This window comes from Actinomycetospora sp. TBRC 11914 (assembly GCF_012933465.1).
Lineage (GTDB): Bacteria > Actinomycetota > Actinomycetes > Mycobacteriales > Pseudonocardiaceae > Actinomycetospora.
Map to the genome: position 1 here is coordinate 1 of NZ_JABBND010000034.1, position 17,074 is coordinate 17,074.

The window sequence follows — 17,074 nt, forward strand, 5'->3', positions numbered from 1 at the left end:
CGGCCGGCGGCGCGGCCAGCGCCTGCGGGCCGGAGAGCGTGTGGGGCGGGCGGGGGGCGACAGGCGCGGCGCCCGGCCGGGCGCCGCCGGTGCGAGGAGCGTCGTCCCCGGGACCGGGACGCCCACCGGCCGGGGGCGGGGGCACGGCCGGAGGCGGCGCGAGGGTGGCCGAGCGTCCGGGGCCACGCCCACCCGTGCCGGCGGAGGACGTGCCGGTCGAGGTCGGGCCCCCGAACCGGTCGGACCCGGACCACGCCGACCCGGACAGCGCGGACCCGGACCACGCGGACCCGGACGACGCGCCGACCCCGACCGCCGCGGGCTCCGGCTCGGCGTGCCGCCCCGCGCCCGGCGCGCGGAACGACGAGGACGACAGCGCGGTGGGGAAGCCGACGGGCGGCGACGGCGGGGCCGGGTCGTCGGCCGGCCGGGGCCGGAAGATCTCGCCGTAGTCGCGGTCGGTGTCCGAGCCGTCGAGGTCGCGCGGGGTGGGGCGCCGGTCCACGGCGTCGTCCGGGCGCTCGTGGCGCGAGGACCGGGAATGTGCACCCGCCATCGCTCCACCTCCCGCGTCCGCACCCGGCGCCCGCTCGGGCTTCGGTCCGATTGCATCACGATCCGGTCTCTGTCCTGCACCGGTGCCGTCACGCCCGTGCCGACCTGCCCTCGCTCGGCGCCGAGCGGTGACTCGATCCGGTACCGGTGGGTCCACCCGGGACAGCCGCTGCCCAGGCGCACCCGTGAGTGGTCAACGGCCGAACCGCGACTCGGCTACAGGGATGATCCGGCGCCCTCCGTGACCGGATGGAAACATGCGGCGAGCGGCGTGCCAGGCTCCTGCTCGTGGGTGACACTGGTCCCCGCCCGCCGAGAACCCACCGGTCAGCGACGACCGGACGGGGCCTCACACCACGATCACACCGAGTCATCACGATCGACGTCGAGCATCGCCGAGAGGTGGGTCATGACCGACGAGTCGGACGAGGGGTCCGGGGACGCCGACACTCCGCGGGCTCGCCGCCGCCGCGAGCCCGACCCGTCGCGCGACCGGTCCGGGCTGGTGGCGGGCGAGGCGGCCGCGATCGCCCGCTTCGGTGAGGGTCCCGCCCTGTTCGCCGCGGACATCCCGGCGCCGCGGTACCCCCACGTCGGTCCGCTCCTCCCGCGCCGCCGCCCCCACGCCGCCGGGTCGCCGATCCCCGACGAGGCCCGGCCCGCGCCGGCGCCCTCGACCGCGCTGGTCCGTGCCCGCCGCGACCTGCCCGCCCGGCAGCCCCTCGCCGGGCCCTCCGCGTGGTCGCGGGCGGGCACGGCCGCCCGACGCGGGGTCGAGGTCGTCGTCGACTGGACCGCGCGCGGCCTCGTCGCCGCCGTCGACGCGGTCGGGACGGCCGCGCAGGCCGTCGTCACCCTGCTGTTCGGCCCCGAGCAGCCGGCCCGGGAACGCGCCTAGAGCTGCACCCCCCGCGTCAGCGCCCCGTCGACGACGAGGTTGGTGCCGCTGACGAACGACGCGGCGGGGCTGGCGAGGAAGGCCACCGCCCGCGCGATCTCCTCCGGGTGCGCCATCCGGCCGGTCGGGTTGAGCGAGAGGGCGTGGGCGTAGAGGTCCGGGTCGCCCTGCTCGATCGACGCCCACACCCCGCCCTCGAAGTAGGTGTTCCCGGGCGAGACGGTGTTGGCCCGCACCCGGCCGGCGAGCTGGTAGGCGAGGCCCTGGGTGTAGTGCACGATCGCGCCCTTCATCGTCCCGTAGGGCCCGGCGGCGAAGTCGATCTCGCGGCCGGAGACGCTGGAGACGGTGACGATCGCGCCCGCGTCGGAGGCCTCGAGCGCGGGCAGCGCCGCCTCGACCAGCCGCACCGTCCCGAGCATGTCGGTGCGGAACGACGCCTCCCAGTTCTCCTCGGACCCCGGGATCGCCAGCGCCGACACGTTCGCGACGACCACGTCGATCCCACCGAGCTCCTCGGCGCTCGCCGTCACCCAGGACCGCAGCGCCTCGCCGTCGGCGACGTCGACCGACGTGCCGTGGACGGTCCGGCCCGCGTCGCGCAGCTCGGCGACCGCCTTCTCGACGCCGTCGGCGGACCGGGCGCAGAACGCCACCGCGGCGCCCTCGTCGGCGAGCACCTCGACGATCGCGCGTCCGATGCCGCGGCTGCCGCCGGTCACGAGGGCCCGACGGCCCGCCAGTCCGAGATCCATGGCTCCTCCGTGGGGGGTGGTGCTACAGGCGCGCCGCCCGCGCCCGCAGGTCGGCGTGCAGGCCGTCGTAGGGATCGGCCCGCGGCAGGTAGGCCTTCGACACCTTGGTGACCGAGCTGTAGTTGGTGTCGACGACGTTCGCGAGCGGGGCGAGCGAGACCTGGGTGAGCAGCTGGTAGGCGTCGAGCCGGTCGAGCCCGTGCAGCGCGCCGAGCCAGGAGATCATCTCCTTCTGCCCGATCCGCCAGGCGTCCTCGAGCGGGCGGGACGAGCCGACGGTGATGAGCTCGGCGTCGTTCTCCAGCCGCGGCCACGCCGGGGCGGGCGCCGAGGAGCCCTTGACCAGGTCGACGATGAGGGTCACGTCCATCGCGCCCTCGACGGCGGTCCCGCACGACTCGCCCTCGCCCTGGCGGTAGTGCCCGTCACCCACCGAGAAGATCGCGCCCGGCTCGTTGACCGGCAGGTAGCAGGTGACGCCGGCCCGCATCTCCGGGGTGTCCATGTTCCCGCCGAACGCGTCCGGGGTGAGCGAGGAGCGGACCTCCCGGTTGGCCGGGGCGACGCCGACGGTGCCGAGCATCGGGGCGACGGGCAGGTCGACGGCGAAGTCGCTGCGCCGCGCCTGGAAGCGCACGGTGCCGCGCGCCCGGTCGAGCTCGTAGATCCACGTCTGCTCGGGCAGGGCCTCGTCCAGCAGGGCCGTCCGGTCGGTGCCGGTCAGCCCGCCGAAGAACGGGACGAGGGTGGAGGCGCCCCAGTCGCGGGCCGGGGTGAGGTCGACCAGGTACAGCACCAGGGTGTCGCCCGGCTCGGCCCCGGTCACCGAGAACGGGCCGGTCTGCGGGTTGAGGAAGCGGGCGTCGAGCGACCCGCTCGCGAGGTCGGTGACCGATCGGATCCGGCCGCCGAAGGCGTCGTCGCACCACAGCCGCATGACGCTGCCCGGCGCCACCTCCTTGATCGGGGCGGCGCCGCCGAAGGTCCAGGCGTACTGCTCCGGCGTCGGGGTGAACTCGACGACGTCCATGCGGCCCTCCGGCGTGCTGGCTAGTAGCGATCGGTCCCCGTCAGCTGGCGCTCGAGGTCGTCCGCCGTCGTCGTCACGAGCCGGAACGGGCCCTCGAACTCGGCGAAGGTGAGGTCCGACAGCGGCGCCGAGTGCCGGAACACCGCGACGCCGTCGGCCGCGGCGGCGCCGCCGACCACGGCGGACTCCGCGAGCTCGAGCAGCCGCCGGGTGTCGATGTCCTCGAGCTTCGCGATCGGCGACTCGATCTGCATCCAGTCGTGGCCGGCGACCTCGCCGCGGTGGCGGACGTAGACCAGCTGGTCACGGCCGTCCGTCGTCGGCAACCGGAAGGTGAGGCCGTCCGCGTCCTGCGCCATCACCTCGTAGCGGACCCGTACCCACAGCACGAGGTCGTCCCAGCTGGCCACGCACACTCCCGACGTATCGAACGCCTCCGGCGAGGCGAAACCGTAGCAGCGGAGAGCCCGCCCGGGACCCGGCTAGCGGGCGCCGACCAGCTTGTCCCACGCGAACGAGCCGACCGTCGCGGTGGCGCCGCTGCGGTCGAGCAGGCGCAGCAGCGCGGCGCCGTCGCGGGGACGGTCGGACGCGTCCTGCGCGGTGGCGCGGCGCAGCACCGGCACGAGCCGCGGGGAGACCCGGCCGACGCCGGCGAACGCGTCGGCCGGCGGCCCGTCGAGGATGCGACGGGCGATGTCGACGACGTTCTCGCCGTCGAACAGGTGGTCGCCGCGGGCGGCGAACACCACGCAGCACGCCCAGGCCCAGACGTCGGTGGCGGGGCCCGCGCCGTTGCCGGTGACCTGCTCGGGCGCCATGTAGCCCGGGGTCCCGACCATGTTCCCGGCCGGCGTGTGGTGGGTCTGCCCCACCACCCGCGCGATGCCGAAGTCGACGACCTTCGGGCCCGCCGAGGTCAGCAGGATGTTGCCGGGCTTGAGGTCGCGGTGGGTGATCCCGTCGTTGTGCAGCGCGGCGAGGGCCCGGGCCAGGGCGATCGCGATGCGGGTCAGCGTCTCGCCGTCGCGCACGGCGCCGCTCTCGGCGACCAGCGCGTGCAGCGACGGCCCGTCGAGACGCTCCATGACGATGTAGGGCATCGACCCGTCGAAGCCGACGCCGTGGACCCGCGCGGTGTAGTCGCCGGTGACCTTCTGCAGCGTCTGGCCCTCGCGCAGGAAGCGGGTGCGGGCGTCGACGTCGTCGAGCAGGTGCGGCGCCAGCACCTTGATGGCGACGGAGCCGGTGACGCCGGCCCGGTGACCGAGGTACACCGTGCCCATCCCGCCGGAGCCGAGCCGCCCGGTGAGCTGGTACTCCCCGACCGTCCGCGGGTCGTGCGGCGCGAGCGGCTGCTCGGGCGGCGCCATGTCGACCAGGCGCGTGGCCGCCGTCGGCGGGTGCGGGGCCGCGGTGGGCCGCGGCGGCACCGCCGGGCCCGGCGTGGAGGACCGGGGCGGGCGGGCGGTGGCGTCGCGCGGCGGTCCCGACGACGGGCGTGCCGGCTGCTGCGGCGGCCCGGCGGCGCCGGGCAGCCCCGGGGCCGGCCCGCGGCGCGACCGGATCAGCCGCCGCTCCTTCGGGCCCGGCAGGCGGGCCGCGCGCAGCGCCTCGGGCAGGACCGGGGCGACGGTGCAGGCCCGCGGCCGCGTCGCCCGCGCGGTGAGCTGGTGGCCGAGCAGGAACAGCCCGGCCGCGAGGCCGCCGGTCTGGATCCCGACGGCGAGCAGCACGAGCAGGACGACGCCGGCGGCCAGCCAGATGACCCGCCGTCGGGACCAGGGCCACGGCCGCGTGACGGGCATCGCGCGGCGGCGCTCGAGGTCGAGCGTGGCGACGTGCAGCGTCCCGACGGCGAGGGCGAGCACCACCCCGAGGAGGACGGCGACCACGGTCAGCCCGGTGGAGCTCGAGGGCGCGGGGAGACCGGCCGCGTCGAGCTGGTCGAAGAGCCGGGTGAGCACCGCCCGCCGGTCGGTCGAGCCCGCCGCGGCGTTCGCCGTGAGCACGGCGCCGAGCAGCGTGACGACCCCGGCGGCCAGGGCGAGCCCGGCGACCATGCTGACGGGGTGGCCGGCCTCGGTGTGCAGGTGGCGGATGGCGCGCCGGCGCTCCGCCCCGGTCAGGCGGGCGACGCGGCCGGTCACCACCCGGTCCACGAGCAGCGCCTGGCGCCGGCGGCGGGCCAGGGCGGTGTGCAGCGGCGTCATGAGCAGGGCCACGACGGCGCCCACGACGAGCGGGAGCAGGAAGCGCGCGCCCAGGGTGGGATCGAAGTCCACGTCGTCGCCCTCCCCCGCCCGACCGCCCCCGTCGGGCGGCGCACCGTCCGACGTTACCGCTCCGCGGCGCCGCCCCGCGGCCCCTCGGGGCGCGCGGGTCGGCCCGGACGGTGCTCGGCGACCCGTCGCGCGAGGGTGCGCGGCGCGGCCTGCGGGAGGGCCCGCAGGCGTTCCCAGCGCCCCCGCACGGGGTGGCGCAGGACCACGTCGCCGAACGCGTGGCGGCCCCGCACCGACACGTGCAGCGCCCCCCGCTCGAGGCGGTGCACCGTCTCGTCGCGCACCGAGCCGGCGGAGATGCGCAGGTCGTCGACGTCGGCGGTGCCGCCCTCGGGGAGCACCACCGTCGGCGAGCACATCCCGGTCGCGAGCTCGACGACCACCACGCCGGTGGCGCACTCGGCCTCCGAGAAGTCGAGCAGCACCGACCCGACCCAGCTGTGCACCCGCACCGTCGGGGGCACCCGCCACAGCCCGCGGCGGCTGATCGACCCGCCGAGACCCGCCTCGAGCTCGAGGACGTCGCTGCCGTGCGAGGAGTGCAGCACCGCGCCGGGCAGGTCGGCGAGGAGGCCGTCGAGCTCGTCGCGGTACTGCGCGGCCTGCGCGGTGGCCGCCCGGTCGCTGTACTCCACGGGCGTGAGCCGCCCGGCGACCATCGCCCGCGCGAGCAGGGCGGCGACGTCCTCGCGCTCGTCGTCGGAGGCGCGCTGACGTGCGTCCGCGGGCGTGCTCTCCCCCGGGTCGGGCTGGTGCGCGGGCCGGCGGGCCATGGCCCCGATCATAGGTGGGGCGACGGCCTCGCGATGATGTTCGCCGTGGCACGGAACGGCGACTCTGCCTCGACACGGACGATCGCGGCGGTGATCGCCCTGGTCGTCGTGGTGATCCTCGGCGTGGTCGTCTGGAGCTCGCACGGCGACGCCCCGGCGCCGGCGGCCGCCCCCTCGGTGTCCCCGGTGGCGGCACCCGCCGCGAACACCTCGCCGCTGACCGGCGAGCCCGGCGGCGCGGGGAAGGCCGTGCTCGCCGTCAAGATCGACAACTCGCCGCAGGGCCGGCCGTGGACCGGGGTCGACGCCGCCGACGTGGTCTACGTCGAGCCGGTCGAGGGCGGGGTGACCCGGCTGCTCGCGATCTTCGCCTCGCACCTGCCGCCGTCGGTGGGGCCGGTCCGCAGCTTCCGCGAGTCCGACATCGACCTGCTCGCCGCGTACGGCCACCCGGCGCTGGCCTTCTCCGGCAACGCCCCGGAGCTGAACGGGCTGGTGGCGTCGAGCCCGGTGCTCCCGGTGTCGGCGGAGACGGTGGCCAGGGCCTACCACCGGGGCCGCGGCGAGGCCCCGCACAACCTCTACGGGACCCCGACGGCGCTCGTCGCCGCCGCCCGCGGGGTCACCGCGCCGCACGACGTCGGGTTCCGCTTCGGTGCGGCACCGGCCGGGGGCCGACCGGCGGCCACCGTCACCGAGACCATCGGGAGCACGAAGGTCGACCTGCGCGCCGCGGGCGGCCGCTACACGGTGGCGTTCGACGGCCGCCCGGCGGTCACCGCGAACGGGCCGGCCACCGTGGTCGTCCAGCGGGTCCCGATCCGGACGTCGGCGATCCACGACGTGGCCGGGTCCCCGTCGCCGACCGCGGTGACCGTGGGCCGCGGCCCGGTCGACGTGCTGCGCGACGGGAAGCGGTGGACCGGCACGTGGTCGCGTGCCACGCCGAACGACCCCACGACGTTCAGCGCGGCCGACGGGAAGCCGCTGACGTTCGCCCCCGGCCCGGTGTGGGTGCTGCTCGCCCGGGACCCGGGGTGACGGCGGGGCCCGATGGGGTACTCGTGGGTATGGCTACCGGAGACAAGATCGACAACAAGGCCGACGAGCTCAAGGGCAAGGCGAAGGAGACCGTCGGGAAGGTCCAGGACGACGACGAGCTCAAGGCCGAGGGCAAGGGCGACCAGGTCAAGGGCAACGTCAAGCAGGCGGGCGAGAAGATCAAGGACGCCTTCAAGAGCTGACCGGCTCCGAGCACACGACGGGGGCCCGGCCGCCTGGCCGGGCCCCCGTCGTGCGTCCTGCCGCTACTCGGCGAGCTTGGCGATCGCCTGCGCCCACAGGAAGTACTTGTTCGTCCCGAGGTCGCGGATGGTCTTGATGTTGAACGCGCTCTTGAGGTGCTCGGCGTCGTCGTCGCTCACGCCCTGCAGCGCCGCGACCGGCGCGTCCGCGAGGTCCGCGAGCGGGGTGTCCTCGTACTGCTTGTCCAGCTTGGCGTCGATCTGTCCCATGTCGCCCTCCCGGGGATCGGCTGCGATTCCAGGCGGTTGGGTACCCCGCCTCCGGTCGTCCGTGCCCGTCGGCGGGGTGAACTCCCGACGGCGCTCGCCGGGCGGGCGCCGGGGAACGATCAGCGGGGATCAGTAGCCGCGCTGGTGGCGCTCGCCGCGGAAGCCGTAGACCGGGGTGCCGTCCGCGTCGCGACGGTCGAGCCGGTGCACGGCGTAGACGTTGATCCCGGGGATCGAGCCGCCGTTCAGGCCGTCGGTGCGCGTGCGCGGGCCCTTCTCGACGAGCACCAGGTACTCCTCGGGCGGCGGCGCCGTCTCGGCGATCCGCACGTCGTGCTCCCCCCGGCAGGGACCGTCCTGCAGCCGGATCCGCATCTCGTTCCCCCTCCCGTCGGGCCGCCCGGCCATCGTCGCACGGGGACCGGTGGGCGAGGAGATGGAGCGCACACCCTCGGACGTCCGACAATTGCTTGACGCACGCTGCCACGGAGAGAAAGCATCCAGGCGTCGATCATGCCCCCCGTGATCGACGACAGCCCGGTCGGTGTCCCCCCGCCGGCCGGGCCCTTCTCTCTGTGCGACCGGAGCGCGCCGGACGGGTGACGAGCCCCCGCTCCCGGCGCCGCCGGGACACGAAAGCCGCCCGTTCGCCGATCGGACCCCGTCGCGCCGGTCCGCCACGTGTGAACGCGCCCGCGACGGGAATTCTCGACGGGGCGGAGCGTGGTCTCGGCGATGAGGAGCGGGTGTGGACGAGAGTCAGACGCTGCGGGATCTCGTCCGTAGCGCCCACGAGGCCCTCGCCGAGCTCGGCCGGGCCCGCGTGGCGTGCCCCGCGAACGTCGACCGCTTCGACTGGTCGGCGGACCTGCTCGACGAGCTCGCCCGCGTCGCCCTCGAGGTCGGCGAGGCCGCCGCCACGCTGGCGGGCGGCCGCGACGACACCGTCGACGCCCGCGCCCGGGAGCTCGCCACCGCGATCGTCCGACGCCGCAACGACGCCCTCATCCCGCTGCAGCTGCCGGCCCGCGCGGTCGTGTGCCGCACCTGACGCGTCGCGCGCGTCGCCCGGCCCCCGCGTCAGTACCCTCCGGCGCGTGACCGGCTCCCCGCCCGAGGACACCATCGGCCGCCTGCTCGTGCGCTGTCCCGACCGCCAGGGCATCGTCGCCGCCGTCGCGTCCTTCCTGTCCGCGTCCGGGGCGAACATCCTCTCGCTCGACCAGCACGCCACGGCCCGCAGCGGCGGCACCTACTTCCAGCGCACCGAGTTCTCCCTGCCGCACGGCACCCTCGACCGGCTGCGCGCCGCGTTCGGCTCCGACGTCGCCCGCGGCTTCGGCATGGAGTTCAGCGTCACCGACGCCGCCGTCCCGAAGCGGATCGGGATCATGGTGTCGCGGATCGACCACTGCCTGCTCGACCTGCTCTGGCGCACGCAGCGCGGCGAGCTCGACGTGTCGGTCGAGGTCGTGGTCTCCAACCACCCGGACCTCGCACCCGCCGTCGAGCCCTTCGGCGTCCCGTTCGTGCACGTCCCGGTCACCCCGGAGACCAAGTCCGAGGCCGAGGCCCGGCAGGCCGAGCTGCTGGCCGGCGTCGACCTCGTGGTGCTCGCCCGCTACATGCAGATCGTCTCGGGGACGCTACTGGGAGCGGTCGCCGCCCCGATGATCAACATCCACCACTCGTTCCTGCCGGCGTTCGTCGGGGCGGTGCCCTACCGGCGGGCCAAGGAGCGCGGCGTGAAGATCGTCGGCGCCACGGCGCACTACGTCACCGAGGACCTCGACGAGGGCCCGATCATCGAGCAGGACGTGATCCGGGTGAACCACCGGCACTCGACCGCCGACCTCACCCGGCTCGGGGCCGACGTCGAGCGCTCGGTCCTCTCCCGGGCCGTCCGCGCGCACTGCGAGGACCGCGTGATGCGGGACGGGAACACGACGATCGTCTTCTAGGTGGGCTTCGCCCCCGTGAGCACTTTCTGGTGCCATGACACCGGAAAGTGCACACGAGCGACGGAGTCGCACATGACGACAGCGCCGGGGACCTCGTGGCAGGGGCTCGGGGACCTGGCCGCGGGGGCGCTCGCCGACGACCTGCCCGGCCTCGTCGTCCTCGCGGCGCACGGCGGCGAGGTCCACGTCGAGGCCCGGGGGACGCTCGCGCTCGGCGGCGCGCCGGTCGCGCGGGACTCGCTCTTCCGGATCGCGTCGCTCACCAAGCCGATCGTCGCGGCCGCCGTCGGGACCCTCCTCGCCGACGGCCTGCTGTCCCTCGACGAGCCGGTGGACCGGCTGCTGCCCGAGCTCGCCGACCGGCGCGTCCTGCGCCGCCCGGACGCCGCCCTCGACGACACCGTGCCGGCCCACCGCCCGATCAGCGTCCGCGACGTGCTGACCTACACCTGCGGCTGGGGCCAGTCGGTGGAACTGTTCACCGCCGACCCGCCCTGGCCGATCGCCACCGCGATGGGCGCCGGGCGGCTGAACACCATGGGGCCGCCGCGGCCGGACGTGCCTCCGGAGCCCGACGCCTGGCTCGCCGAGCTGGCCGAGCTCCCCCTGATCGCGCAGCCCGGCGAGCGCTGGCTGTACAACACCAGCGGCCAGCTGCTCGGGGTCCTCGCCGCCCGGGCCGCCGACGAGCCGCTGCCCGACCTGCTGCGCTCCCGGATCCTGGCGCCGCTCGGCATGACCGACACCGCCTTCACCGGCGACCCGGCCCGGCTCGCGACCGCCTACGAGGCCGGCGCCGTCTGGGACGCGCCCGACGGCCGGTGGAGCGCGCCGCCGCGGTTCCCCGACGGGGCGGCCGGGCTCGTCTCGAGCGCCGACGACCTCCTCGCGTTCGCCCGGATGCTCCTCGACGACGGTGCCGGGGTCGTCCCGCCGGAGTACGTCGCCGCCATGACCGCCGACCAGCTCACGCCGGCGCAGCGGGCCGGGTCGGGGTTCCTCGACGACGGGACGAGCTGGGGCTACGGGGTGTCGGTGACCATCACGGGCCAGCGCGCCGGTGCGTTCGGCTGGGCCGGTGGGCTCGGGACCACCTGGCACGTCGATCCGGCGCGCGACCTCGTCGTCGTGACGCTGACCCAGCGGCTCCTCGCCTCGCCCGACGACTTCGCCCTCCACGCCGCGGTCGTCGACGCGGCCGACGCCGCCGTGGGGTGAGACGGGGCAGGATCGGTGGGGTGCACATCGTGGACTGGTCCGGGGACGGCCCGGCGGTGGTGCTGCTCGACCAGCGCGCGCTGCCGCAGGCCACCGAGTACCTGCACCTGACGACGGTGGACGGGGTCGTCGACGCCGTCCGGACGCTCGCCGTGCGGGGCGCGCCGAACCTCGGCGTCGCGGGCGCGTTCGGCGCGGCGCTGGCCGCGCACCTCCACCCCGGCGACCCGGCGGCGGCGCGCGCCGAGGCCGACCGGGTGGCCCGCGCGCGCCCGACGGCGGTGCCGCTCGCCCTCGGCGTGCGACGCGCGCTGACCCGGCTCGCCGACGGGCCGGCCGCCGTCCTGGCCGAGGCCCGGGCCGTCGCCGCCGACGGTGCCCGGGTGAACGCGGCCGCCACCACCCGGGCCGCCGACCTGCTCCAGGCGCTGTGCCCGGCCCGGCCGGTCCGGCTGTTGACGGTCTGCAACACCGGGGAGCTCGCCTGCGGCGAGGGCGGCAGCGCGCTCGGCGCGGCGCTGCGGCTGCACGAGCGGGGCGCCCTGGCCGAGGTGCTGGCCTGCGAGACGCGGCCGCTGCTGCAGGGCGCGCGGCTCACCGTCTGGGAGCTCGCACGCGCGGGGGTGCCGCACCGGCTCTGCGTCGACTCCGCCGGGCCCGCCGCGATCGCGACCGGCCGGGTGGACGCGGTCGTCGTCGGCGCCGACCGGATCGCGGCCGACGGCGACGTCGCGAACAAGATCGGCACCTACATGCTGGCCTGCGCCGCCGCCCGCTCCGGCGTGCCGTTCGTCGTCGTCGCCCCCGAGGAGACGATCGACCCGACGACGCCGACCGGTGCGGACATCGTCGTGGAGGAGCGGGGCGCCGACGAGGTGCTCGGGTTCGGCGGGGCGACGACGACGCTGCCGGGCACGCCGGTCTTCAACCCCGCCTTCGACGTCACGCCGGCCGCGCTGGTGACGGCGATCGTCACCGAGGAGCGGGCGTGGGAGCAGGCGGTCACCACGTCTGGCGCGGCGGCACCGTCCCGGCGTTGATCTGGGCGGTGAGGTTCGAGACCCAGATGCAGCAGCCGATCACCGCGCCGAGCCAGACGAGGAAGCCGAGCGGCGCGAAGATGACGAACAGCAGGAAGCCCAGCACGACGTGGGCGCCCATGAGCGCGAGCCCGGTGCCGACCCGGTCGAGGTAGAGGTGCCCGGCGCCGATCCACAGGAGCGTGAGCAGGACGGCGACGCCCGAGGACTTCACCGGCCGCACCGCGTAGGGCGCCGGCTGGTACGGGACCGGCTGGTGGGGCACGGCGCCGTAGGGCATCGGCTGCGGGGGCATCGCCTGGTACGGCGCCTGATGGGGCGTCCAGTAGGGAGCCTGGTACGGCGTCTGGTGGGGCGCTTGGTGGGGCGGCTGCGGGAACCCCGGGACCGCGCCGTAGGGCGAGCAGCGCGGGCAGGGCGTGCCCGCGGCGGGCAGCGAGGCGGTGCAGGTGGGGCAGATCGCCCCGGCGGTCTCGGTCATGGCTCCCCCGACGTCCCCGACGCCGGGCTCGGCGTCTGCCCACTGCATCGTCGGGCCCGTCTGACCGTTACGTCCACCCCGCGCCCAGCGGCTCATCCCCCGGAGGTGATGCCGGGCCGCCGGCGCCGCTGCCACCGTCGGGCTCGCGGCCGGCGCCACGCACGCCGGCCACGCGCCGGAAGGAGGCCGCCGTGCCGCGCAGTGAGCTCCTCGTCGTGATCAACTCGTTCGGCCTGCTGTTCGCGATCGCGAACTCGTTCACCCTCGGCCTGCGGATCGAGGTGGGCCGGGTCCTGGCGCACTTCTTCGCGAACTGGCGCCTGGCGACCTGGGTGCTGGTGATCAACTTCGTCGTCCTCCCGGCGCTCATCGTCGGCTTCGCCGTGATCGCCCCGATGCAGCCCGACATCAAGATCGGCTACTGCGTCGTCGCGCTGGCCGCCGGCGCGCCCTTCGCCCCGGCCATCACCCGCCTCGCGAAGGGCGACGCGGCCCTCTCGACGGCCCTGTTCCTCGTGATGATGGTGGTGACGGTCGTCGTCGTGCCCCTCCTGCTGCCCCTCGCCGTCCGTGCCGTGGCACCCGGCGTGCCGCCCGTGGGCGCCTGGGACCTCGCGTGGCCGCTGCTCGCGTTCGTGGTCGCACCGCTGCTCATCGGCTGCCTCGTACGCCTGCGCTACGCGGAGGAGGTGTCCGGTTGGGCGCGTCCGCTGCTCGTCGTCCAGCTCGTCGCCCTGGTCCTGTACGTGAACCTCTTCATCTTCGCGTTCTCGGACCTCTTCAAGGGCGTGTGGTGGGGCGCCTACGCCGCGGCCCTCGCGGTCCCGGTCCTGGGCATCGCCCTCGGCAGCGTCCTCACCCTCCGGAACCGGGAGAGCCGGCACGCGTCGGTGATCACGACCGCGCAGCGCAGCATCACCGGCGCCATCGTCGTGACGATCTTCGGCTACACCCAGCCGCTCGCCAACGTGTCGGTGACGGTCATCAACACCATCGGCATCCTCCTGCTGTTGTTCCTCGCCCTCGAGTGGCGGCGGGCCCGTCCCGACGACGGGTCCGGGGCGGCGGCCTCGAGCGTCCCGGCCCCGCGGCACAGTGCCGAGCCACCGGCGCCGGCGCCGCGTCCTGTCGTCCAGGAGCCGTCGCGGACGCAGTCCTGAGCACCGTCACCTGCAGGGTCACTCCCCGTGCGGGGTCGCGCCCGGAGCCGGCTCCGGCGGGTCCGCCGCTCTCGCCGCGGCGGCGCGGGCCTGCCGGCGCGTCGTCAGGACGTACTTCACGCCCTCCATGGTGAGGAAGGCTGTGACGACGGCGATGAGGACCGGTGCGGTCTGCAGGGCTCCGACCTGCGTCAGGAACGCCGCCATCAGGACCATGGCGAAGGGGGCGGCGACCACGGCGCCGGGCACGGCGGCGAGCAGGCAGCTGAACGCCAGTCCCAGCGGCACGCCCGGGATGACCTGGTGGACGAGGATCCCGCCCGCTCCCCCGATGAAGAGCGACGGGAAGATGGGGCCGCCCACGAAGCCGCTGCCCTGGCTGACGGCGAAGGTGAGCATCTTCGCGACGAGCGTGGCGATGAGCAGGCCCAGCCCGAGGGTTCCCGCGCCACCGAGCATGGTCTTGAGCTGGTCGGCGCCGCTGAACATCGTCAACGGCAGGGCCACGCCGACGACCCCGAAGATCACCCCGCCCAGCACAGGCTTGGCGATGTCGGGGACCCTCAGCCGGCCGAACAGCCGGGCGGCCCCGGCGATGGCGCCCGCCAGCAGGGTCACCAGCACGGCCGCGAACAGCCCGAGGGGGATCGCCGCGAGGAGGTACCAGTCCTCGAACTCGTACTGCGGCACCGCGTAGTCGCCCGCGAACACCGCGCCGGCGATGGCGAAGTAGATGGCGAACGAGACGCTGGAGGCCACGATCTGCGCGGCGAGGGCCTTGGTGAACCGCTGCCCGCCGGGCCGGGCGACCTCCATGATCAGCATCACCACGATGACGGGGCTCGAGAACAGCCCGCCGTAGGCGCCCGCGAAGCCGGCCAGGGTGTCGACCTGGGCATCCGAGGTCGTGAGCCCGCGCCGTCGGGCGAGCCAGCTGCCCGCCCCGCCACCCATCGTCCCCAGGGCCTTCTCCGGGCCGAGGCTGGCTCCGCCGATGAGCGACACGAGGGACACGGCCGCGATCCCCGGCACCAGACCCGGGTCGACGTGCCCGGTCTGCAGGTCGTCGAACAAGCCGGGGGTCTTCCAGGGCAGCCGGGTGAGGCGGCGCACCAGCCCGACGGCGGCACCCGCCGCCGCGGCGACCGCCACCCACCACCAGTGCCCGCCGAGCCAGCCCGGGTCGGCGTCGCTGTACCACGTACCCCCGAAGGTGATCGCCCCGACGAAGACCAGCGCGGCGAACGCGCCGAACACCCCCAGGGCGACCGCGTACCCCAGCAGGACCCAGAACTCCCGCTTGTGGATGGCCGGCGGGTCGGTGGCCGGCTCCGGCGACGCGGTCACGACGTGGACCTCGGGGGCGCCTGCCCCGAGCCCGGGAGCCGGATCTCCCGACGCGGGCGACGTCCTGCGCACCCTCCGGTCATCGGCCACCAGCTCTCCCGAGCCGGGATCCCCTCGGTCCGGCCCGCCACCCGTCCATCCCCGGCAGGCTCGGGCCGCTCGACGACCGGCGCATCACCCGCTCCGGGTGACGTCACGACGGTCTCCCGTCTCCGGACGGGTCCAGCAGGACGAGGGTGTCGCCCCGCTCGGGGTCGGGGGAGCGAGAACCCGTGGCCGGGATCAGGGTGCCTGCGGCGTTGATGAGGAACAGCAGGTCGGTGGCCGGGGGGACCTCGCCGTCGGCGGGTCGGGTGGTGATGCGGGCGCCGCTGTCGTAGCGGTCGGACAGGACCGGGCCGGTGAGCGGCGGGCCGAACAGGGTGTCGCCAGGGACGTCGAGGTTCCTCTCGTCGGGACTCGGTGCCAGTCGGTAGACCGGGGTGTCCGAGTTGCCGGCGACGGTGGTGGCGGCCAGGGCGTTGAAGTGGTCCTCGTCGGTGAGCAGGAGGATCGCGGTGACGCCGTCGAGTTCGGTGCCGTCGCGGACCGCCGAGACGATCTGCTCGCCGGGGGCCACCTCGAGGGATGCTCGGTCGATCTCGGTGCGCTGGTCGGGCGAGGGGGCCCACATCAGGACCTCCAGTCCGGAGGCCTTGAGGGCACGGGCCAGGTCGATCACCCACGGGTCACCGCCGACGAGCAGCGGGCGGCTGCGGGTGGGCCGGCTGACCCCGAGCCGGCGCGCCACCGGGACCGCGGTCAGGCCGTACACCGCGACGGTCGCGACGATGACCAGGAAGGTGACGGGCAGGATCTCCGACGCACCGCCGACTCCGGCTGCGGCGAGCGAAGCGGCGAAGGTCGAGGCGGTGGCCGCGGCGACGATGCCCCGCGGCGCCATCCAGCCGGTGAAGGCTCGTTCCCCTCGGGTCAGTTCGGTCCCGAGGGTGGCGAGGAACGCCACCAGCGGGCGGGCCACCAGCACCAGCACGGCCACCAGAGCGAGGGTGGGCAGCAGCAGGTTCTGCAGCGAGGCCGGGGTGACGGTGGCCGAGATGGACACGAACAGCACCCCGATGATCAGCTGCACCAGGGTCTCGAAGAACGGGCGGCGGGCCGGGATGTCGAACATCCGCAGGTTGGTGACCGCGAGCCCCATCAGGACCGCGGCGATGAGCCCGGTGTCGTCGCGCAGGATGTCGCAGCCGGCCGCGACGCCGAGCACGCAGGCGAGCTGGGCGGCCGTGCCGAGCACGTCGTCGAGCTGGAGCTTGCACAGGCACAGCCAGAGCACCGCGACGCCGATCGCAGCGCCGCCCCCGCCGATGGCCAGGGACAGGAAGAAGTCCGCGATGGGGTGGCCGAGGCCGCCGCGAGTGCTGGCCAGCACCGCGTGGAAGACCACCGCGCCCAGGATGCCGCCGACCGGGTCGATCAGCGATCCCTCCCAGGACAGGATCCGCTGGAGGCGGTCGGTCGGCCGCACGAATCGCAGCAGCGGACCCACCACCGTCGGCCCCGACACCACCAGGATCGCCCCGGTCATCGCGGCGGCGCCGGCCGACATGCCCAGCAGCGGGGCCGCCAGCACCGCCGCGAACGCCATCGTGATCGGCACCCCCCAGGTCACCAGACGGGGCACGACGCGGCGGGCACGGCCGCGCACCGCGCCCCACTCCAGTCCCAGGCCGGAGTCGTAGAGGATCACCGCGACCGCGAGCGAGACCAACGGCTGGAACGCCGCGCCCAGCAGGTGCTCCGGGTTGACGTCGGGCGTCAGCGCCCCGGCGACGAAGCCCGCCGGGAGCAGGAGGATCAGGGCCGGGATGCGCAGCCGGCCGGCCACCACCTGCGAGCCCACCGCGAGCACGACGATCAGGCCGATCCCGAGCAGGACCTGGTCGGTGCTCATCGCCTCCCCCTGTCACCGGTCGAGGAGCATCGGAAGCTCGGGGGCGGCGGATGGGTGACCGCCCGCCGCCGGAGGCGTCCTGGGCGCCGACCCGTCCACGATG

18 protein-coding genes and 1 pseudogene are annotated in these 17,074 nt (G+C 75.3%); 8 read left to right on the forward strand and 11 right to left on the reverse strand.

All coding sequences use genetic code 11. The annotated features are described in order from the left end of the window. A pseudogene (locus tag HH311_RS29795) lies at positions 1-556 on the reverse strand (hypothetical protein); the annotation flags it as partial. A 408-nt stretch (positions 557-964) separates the two neighbouring features. Here HH311_RS29795 and HH311_RS29800 point away from each other — a divergent pair. Continuing rightward, entirely contained in the window at positions 965-1,453 is a 489-nt protein-coding gene (locus HH311_RS29800; protein ID WP_169187362.1) for a hypothetical protein, read from the forward strand. Here HH311_RS29800 and HH311_RS29805 read toward each other — a convergent pair. The 5 genes from HH311_RS29805 to HH311_RS29825 all read right to left on the reverse strand — a co-directional run bounded on the left by HH311_RS29805 (position 1,450) and on the right by HH311_RS29825 (position 6,296). Continuing rightward, complete coding sequence (locus HH311_RS29805) at positions 1,450-2,208, reverse strand: SDR family NAD(P)-dependent oxidoreductase (RefSeq protein WP_169187363.1); 759 nt, start codon at positions 2,206-2,208, stop codon at positions 1,450-1,452. The two genes, HH311_RS29800 and HH311_RS29805, sit on opposite strands and share 4 nt — an antisense overlap. 22 nt (positions 2,209-2,230) lie before the next feature. Next, entirely contained in the window at positions 2,231-3,238 is a 1,008-nt protein-coding gene (locus HH311_RS29810; protein ID WP_169187364.1) for an acetamidase/formamidase family protein, read from the reverse strand. 20 nt (positions 3,239-3,258) lie between these two features. Then, complete coding sequence (locus HH311_RS29815; protein WP_169187365.1) at positions 3,259-3,648, reverse strand: hypothetical protein; 390 nt, start codon at positions 3,646-3,648, stop codon at positions 3,259-3,261. A 72-nt stretch (positions 3,649-3,720) separates the two neighbouring features. Beyond that, positions 3,721-5,523, reverse strand: a complete 1,803-nt coding sequence (locus tag HH311_RS33645; protein ID WP_169187366.1) for a serine/threonine-protein kinase — start codon at positions 5,521-5,523, stop codon at positions 3,721-3,723. A 53-nt stretch (positions 5,524-5,576) separates the two neighbouring features. Continuing rightward, positions 5,577-6,296, reverse strand: coding sequence for a DUF1707 domain-containing protein (locus HH311_RS29825; RefSeq protein ID WP_169187367.1), 720 nt, complete (start codon positions 6,294-6,296; stop codon positions 5,577-5,579). 90 nt (positions 6,297-6,386) lie between these two features. Between HH311_RS29825 and HH311_RS29830 the strand changes: the two genes are divergently transcribed. Further along, positions 6,387-7,337, forward strand: coding sequence for a DUF3048 domain-containing protein (locus HH311_RS29830; protein WP_169187368.1), 951 nt, complete (start codon positions 6,387-6,389; stop codon positions 7,335-7,337). A 29-nt stretch (positions 7,338-7,366) separates the two neighbouring features. Then, positions 7,367-7,540 carry a CsbD family protein gene (locus HH311_RS29835; RefSeq protein WP_169187369.1) on the forward strand — a complete coding sequence of 58 codons (174 nt, stop codon included), beginning with the start codon at positions 7,367-7,369 and terminating at the stop codon, positions 7,538-7,540. A gap of 63 nt (positions 7,541-7,603) precedes the next feature. Here the strand turns inward: HH311_RS29835 and HH311_RS29840 are convergent, their stop codons facing one another. Both HH311_RS29840 and HH311_RS29845 read right to left on the reverse strand, forming a co-directional pair. Beyond that, positions 7,604-7,810 (reverse strand): hypothetical protein, encoded by a 207-nt coding sequence (locus HH311_RS29840; RefSeq protein WP_169187370.1) that lies wholly within the window; start codon positions 7,808-7,810, stop codon positions 7,604-7,606. Positions 7,811-7,939: 129 nt separating this feature from the next. Beyond that, complete coding sequence (locus HH311_RS29845; protein ID WP_169187371.1) at positions 7,940-8,140, reverse strand: hypothetical protein; 201 nt, start codon at positions 8,138-8,140, stop codon at positions 7,940-7,942. Positions 8,141-8,558: 418 nt separating this feature from the next. On the opposite strand from HH311_RS29845, the gene HH311_RS29850 reads away from it, so the two are divergent. The 4 genes from HH311_RS29850 to mtnA all read left to right on the forward strand — a co-directional run bounded on the left by HH311_RS29850 (position 8,559) and on the right by mtnA (position 12,029). Next, on the forward strand, positions 8,559-8,861 hold the full coding sequence (locus HH311_RS29850) for a hypothetical protein (RefSeq protein WP_169187372.1): 303 nt from the start codon (positions 8,559-8,561) through the stop codon (positions 8,859-8,861). A 46-nt stretch (positions 8,862-8,907) separates the two neighbouring features. Next, positions 8,908-9,771: a formyltetrahydrofolate deformylase gene (purU, locus tag HH311_RS29855; RefSeq protein WP_169187373.1), complete on the forward strand. Its 864-nt coding sequence runs from the start codon at positions 8,908-8,910 to the stop codon at positions 9,769-9,771. 72 nt (positions 9,772-9,843) lie between these two features. After that, positions 9,844-10,989 (forward strand): serine hydrolase, encoded by a 1,146-nt coding sequence (locus HH311_RS29860; protein WP_169187374.1) that lies wholly within the window; start codon positions 9,844-9,846, stop codon positions 10,987-10,989. A gap of 20 nt (positions 10,990-11,009) precedes the next feature. After that, on the forward strand, positions 11,010-12,029 hold the full coding sequence (gene mtnA / locus HH311_RS29865; protein ID WP_169187375.1) for an S-methyl-5-thioribose-1-phosphate isomerase: 1,020 nt from the start codon (positions 11,010-11,012) through the stop codon (positions 12,027-12,029). Here mtnA and HH311_RS31180 read toward each other — a convergent pair. Continuing rightward, positions 11,992-12,510: a hypothetical protein gene (locus HH311_RS31180; RefSeq protein ID WP_211191005.1), complete on the reverse strand. Its 519-nt coding sequence runs from the start codon at positions 12,508-12,510 to the stop codon at positions 11,992-11,994. The two genes, mtnA and HH311_RS31180, sit on opposite strands and share 38 nt — an antisense overlap. Before the next feature lie 191 nt (positions 12,511-12,701). Between HH311_RS31180 and HH311_RS29875 the strand changes: the two genes are divergently transcribed. Then, positions 12,702-13,670 (forward strand): bile acid:sodium symporter, encoded by a 969-nt coding sequence (locus HH311_RS29875; protein WP_169187376.1) that lies wholly within the window; start codon positions 12,702-12,704, stop codon positions 13,668-13,670. 18 nt (positions 13,671-13,688) lie between these two features. On the opposite strand, the gene HH311_RS29880 is transcribed toward HH311_RS29875, so the two are convergent. Both HH311_RS29880 and HH311_RS29885 read right to left on the reverse strand, forming a co-directional pair. Next, the gene (locus HH311_RS29880; RefSeq protein ID WP_169187377.1) at positions 13,689-15,017 is read right to left on the reverse strand and encodes a chloride channel protein; all 1,329 of its coding nucleotides are present in this window, start codon (positions 15,015-15,017) and stop codon (positions 13,689-13,691) included. Positions 15,018-15,210: 193 nt separating this feature from the next. Next, positions 15,211-16,971, reverse strand: a complete 1,761-nt coding sequence (locus HH311_RS29885; RefSeq protein WP_169187378.1) for a sodium:proton antiporter — start codon at positions 16,969-16,971, stop codon at positions 15,211-15,213. Positions 16,972-17,074 lie beyond the last annotated feature (103 nt).

What these genes read in the sequence shown, in the direction of transcription:
- HH311_RS29800 (WP_169187362.1), top strand. Translation starts at nt 965, where the DNA reads ATGACCGACGAGTCGGACGAGGGGTCCGGGGACGCCGACACTCCGCGG.
- HH311_RS29805 (WP_169187363.1), bottom strand. Translation starts at nt 2,208, where the DNA reads ATGGATCTCGGACTGGCGGGCCGTCGGGCCCTCGTGACCGGCGGCAGC.
- HH311_RS29810 (WP_169187364.1), bottom strand. Translation starts at nt 3,238, where the DNA reads ATGGACGTCGTCGAGTTCACCCCGACGCCGGAGCAGTACGCCTGGACC.
- HH311_RS29825 (WP_169187367.1), bottom strand. Translation starts at nt 6,296, where the DNA reads ATGGCCCGCCGGCCCGCGCACCAGCCCGACCCGGGGGAGAGCACGCCC.
- HH311_RS29835 (WP_169187369.1), top strand. Translation starts at nt 7,367, where the DNA reads ATGGCTACCGGAGACAAGATCGACAACAAGGCCGACGAGCTCAAGGGC.
- HH311_RS29840 (WP_169187370.1), bottom strand. Translation starts at nt 7,810, where the DNA reads ATGGGACAGATCGACGCCAAGCTGGACAAGCAGTACGAGGACACCCCG.
- HH311_RS29860 (WP_169187374.1), top strand. Translation starts at nt 9,844, where the DNA reads ATGACGACAGCGCCGGGGACCTCGTGGCAGGGGCTCGGGGACCTGGCC.
- HH311_RS31180 (WP_211191005.1), bottom strand. Translation starts at nt 12,510, where the DNA reads ATGACCGAGACCGCCGGGGCGATCTGCCCCACCTGCACCGCCTCGCTG.
- HH311_RS29885 (WP_169187378.1), bottom strand. Translation starts at nt 16,971, where the DNA reads ATGAGCACCGACCAGGTCCTGCTCGGGATCGGCCTGATCGTCGTGCTC.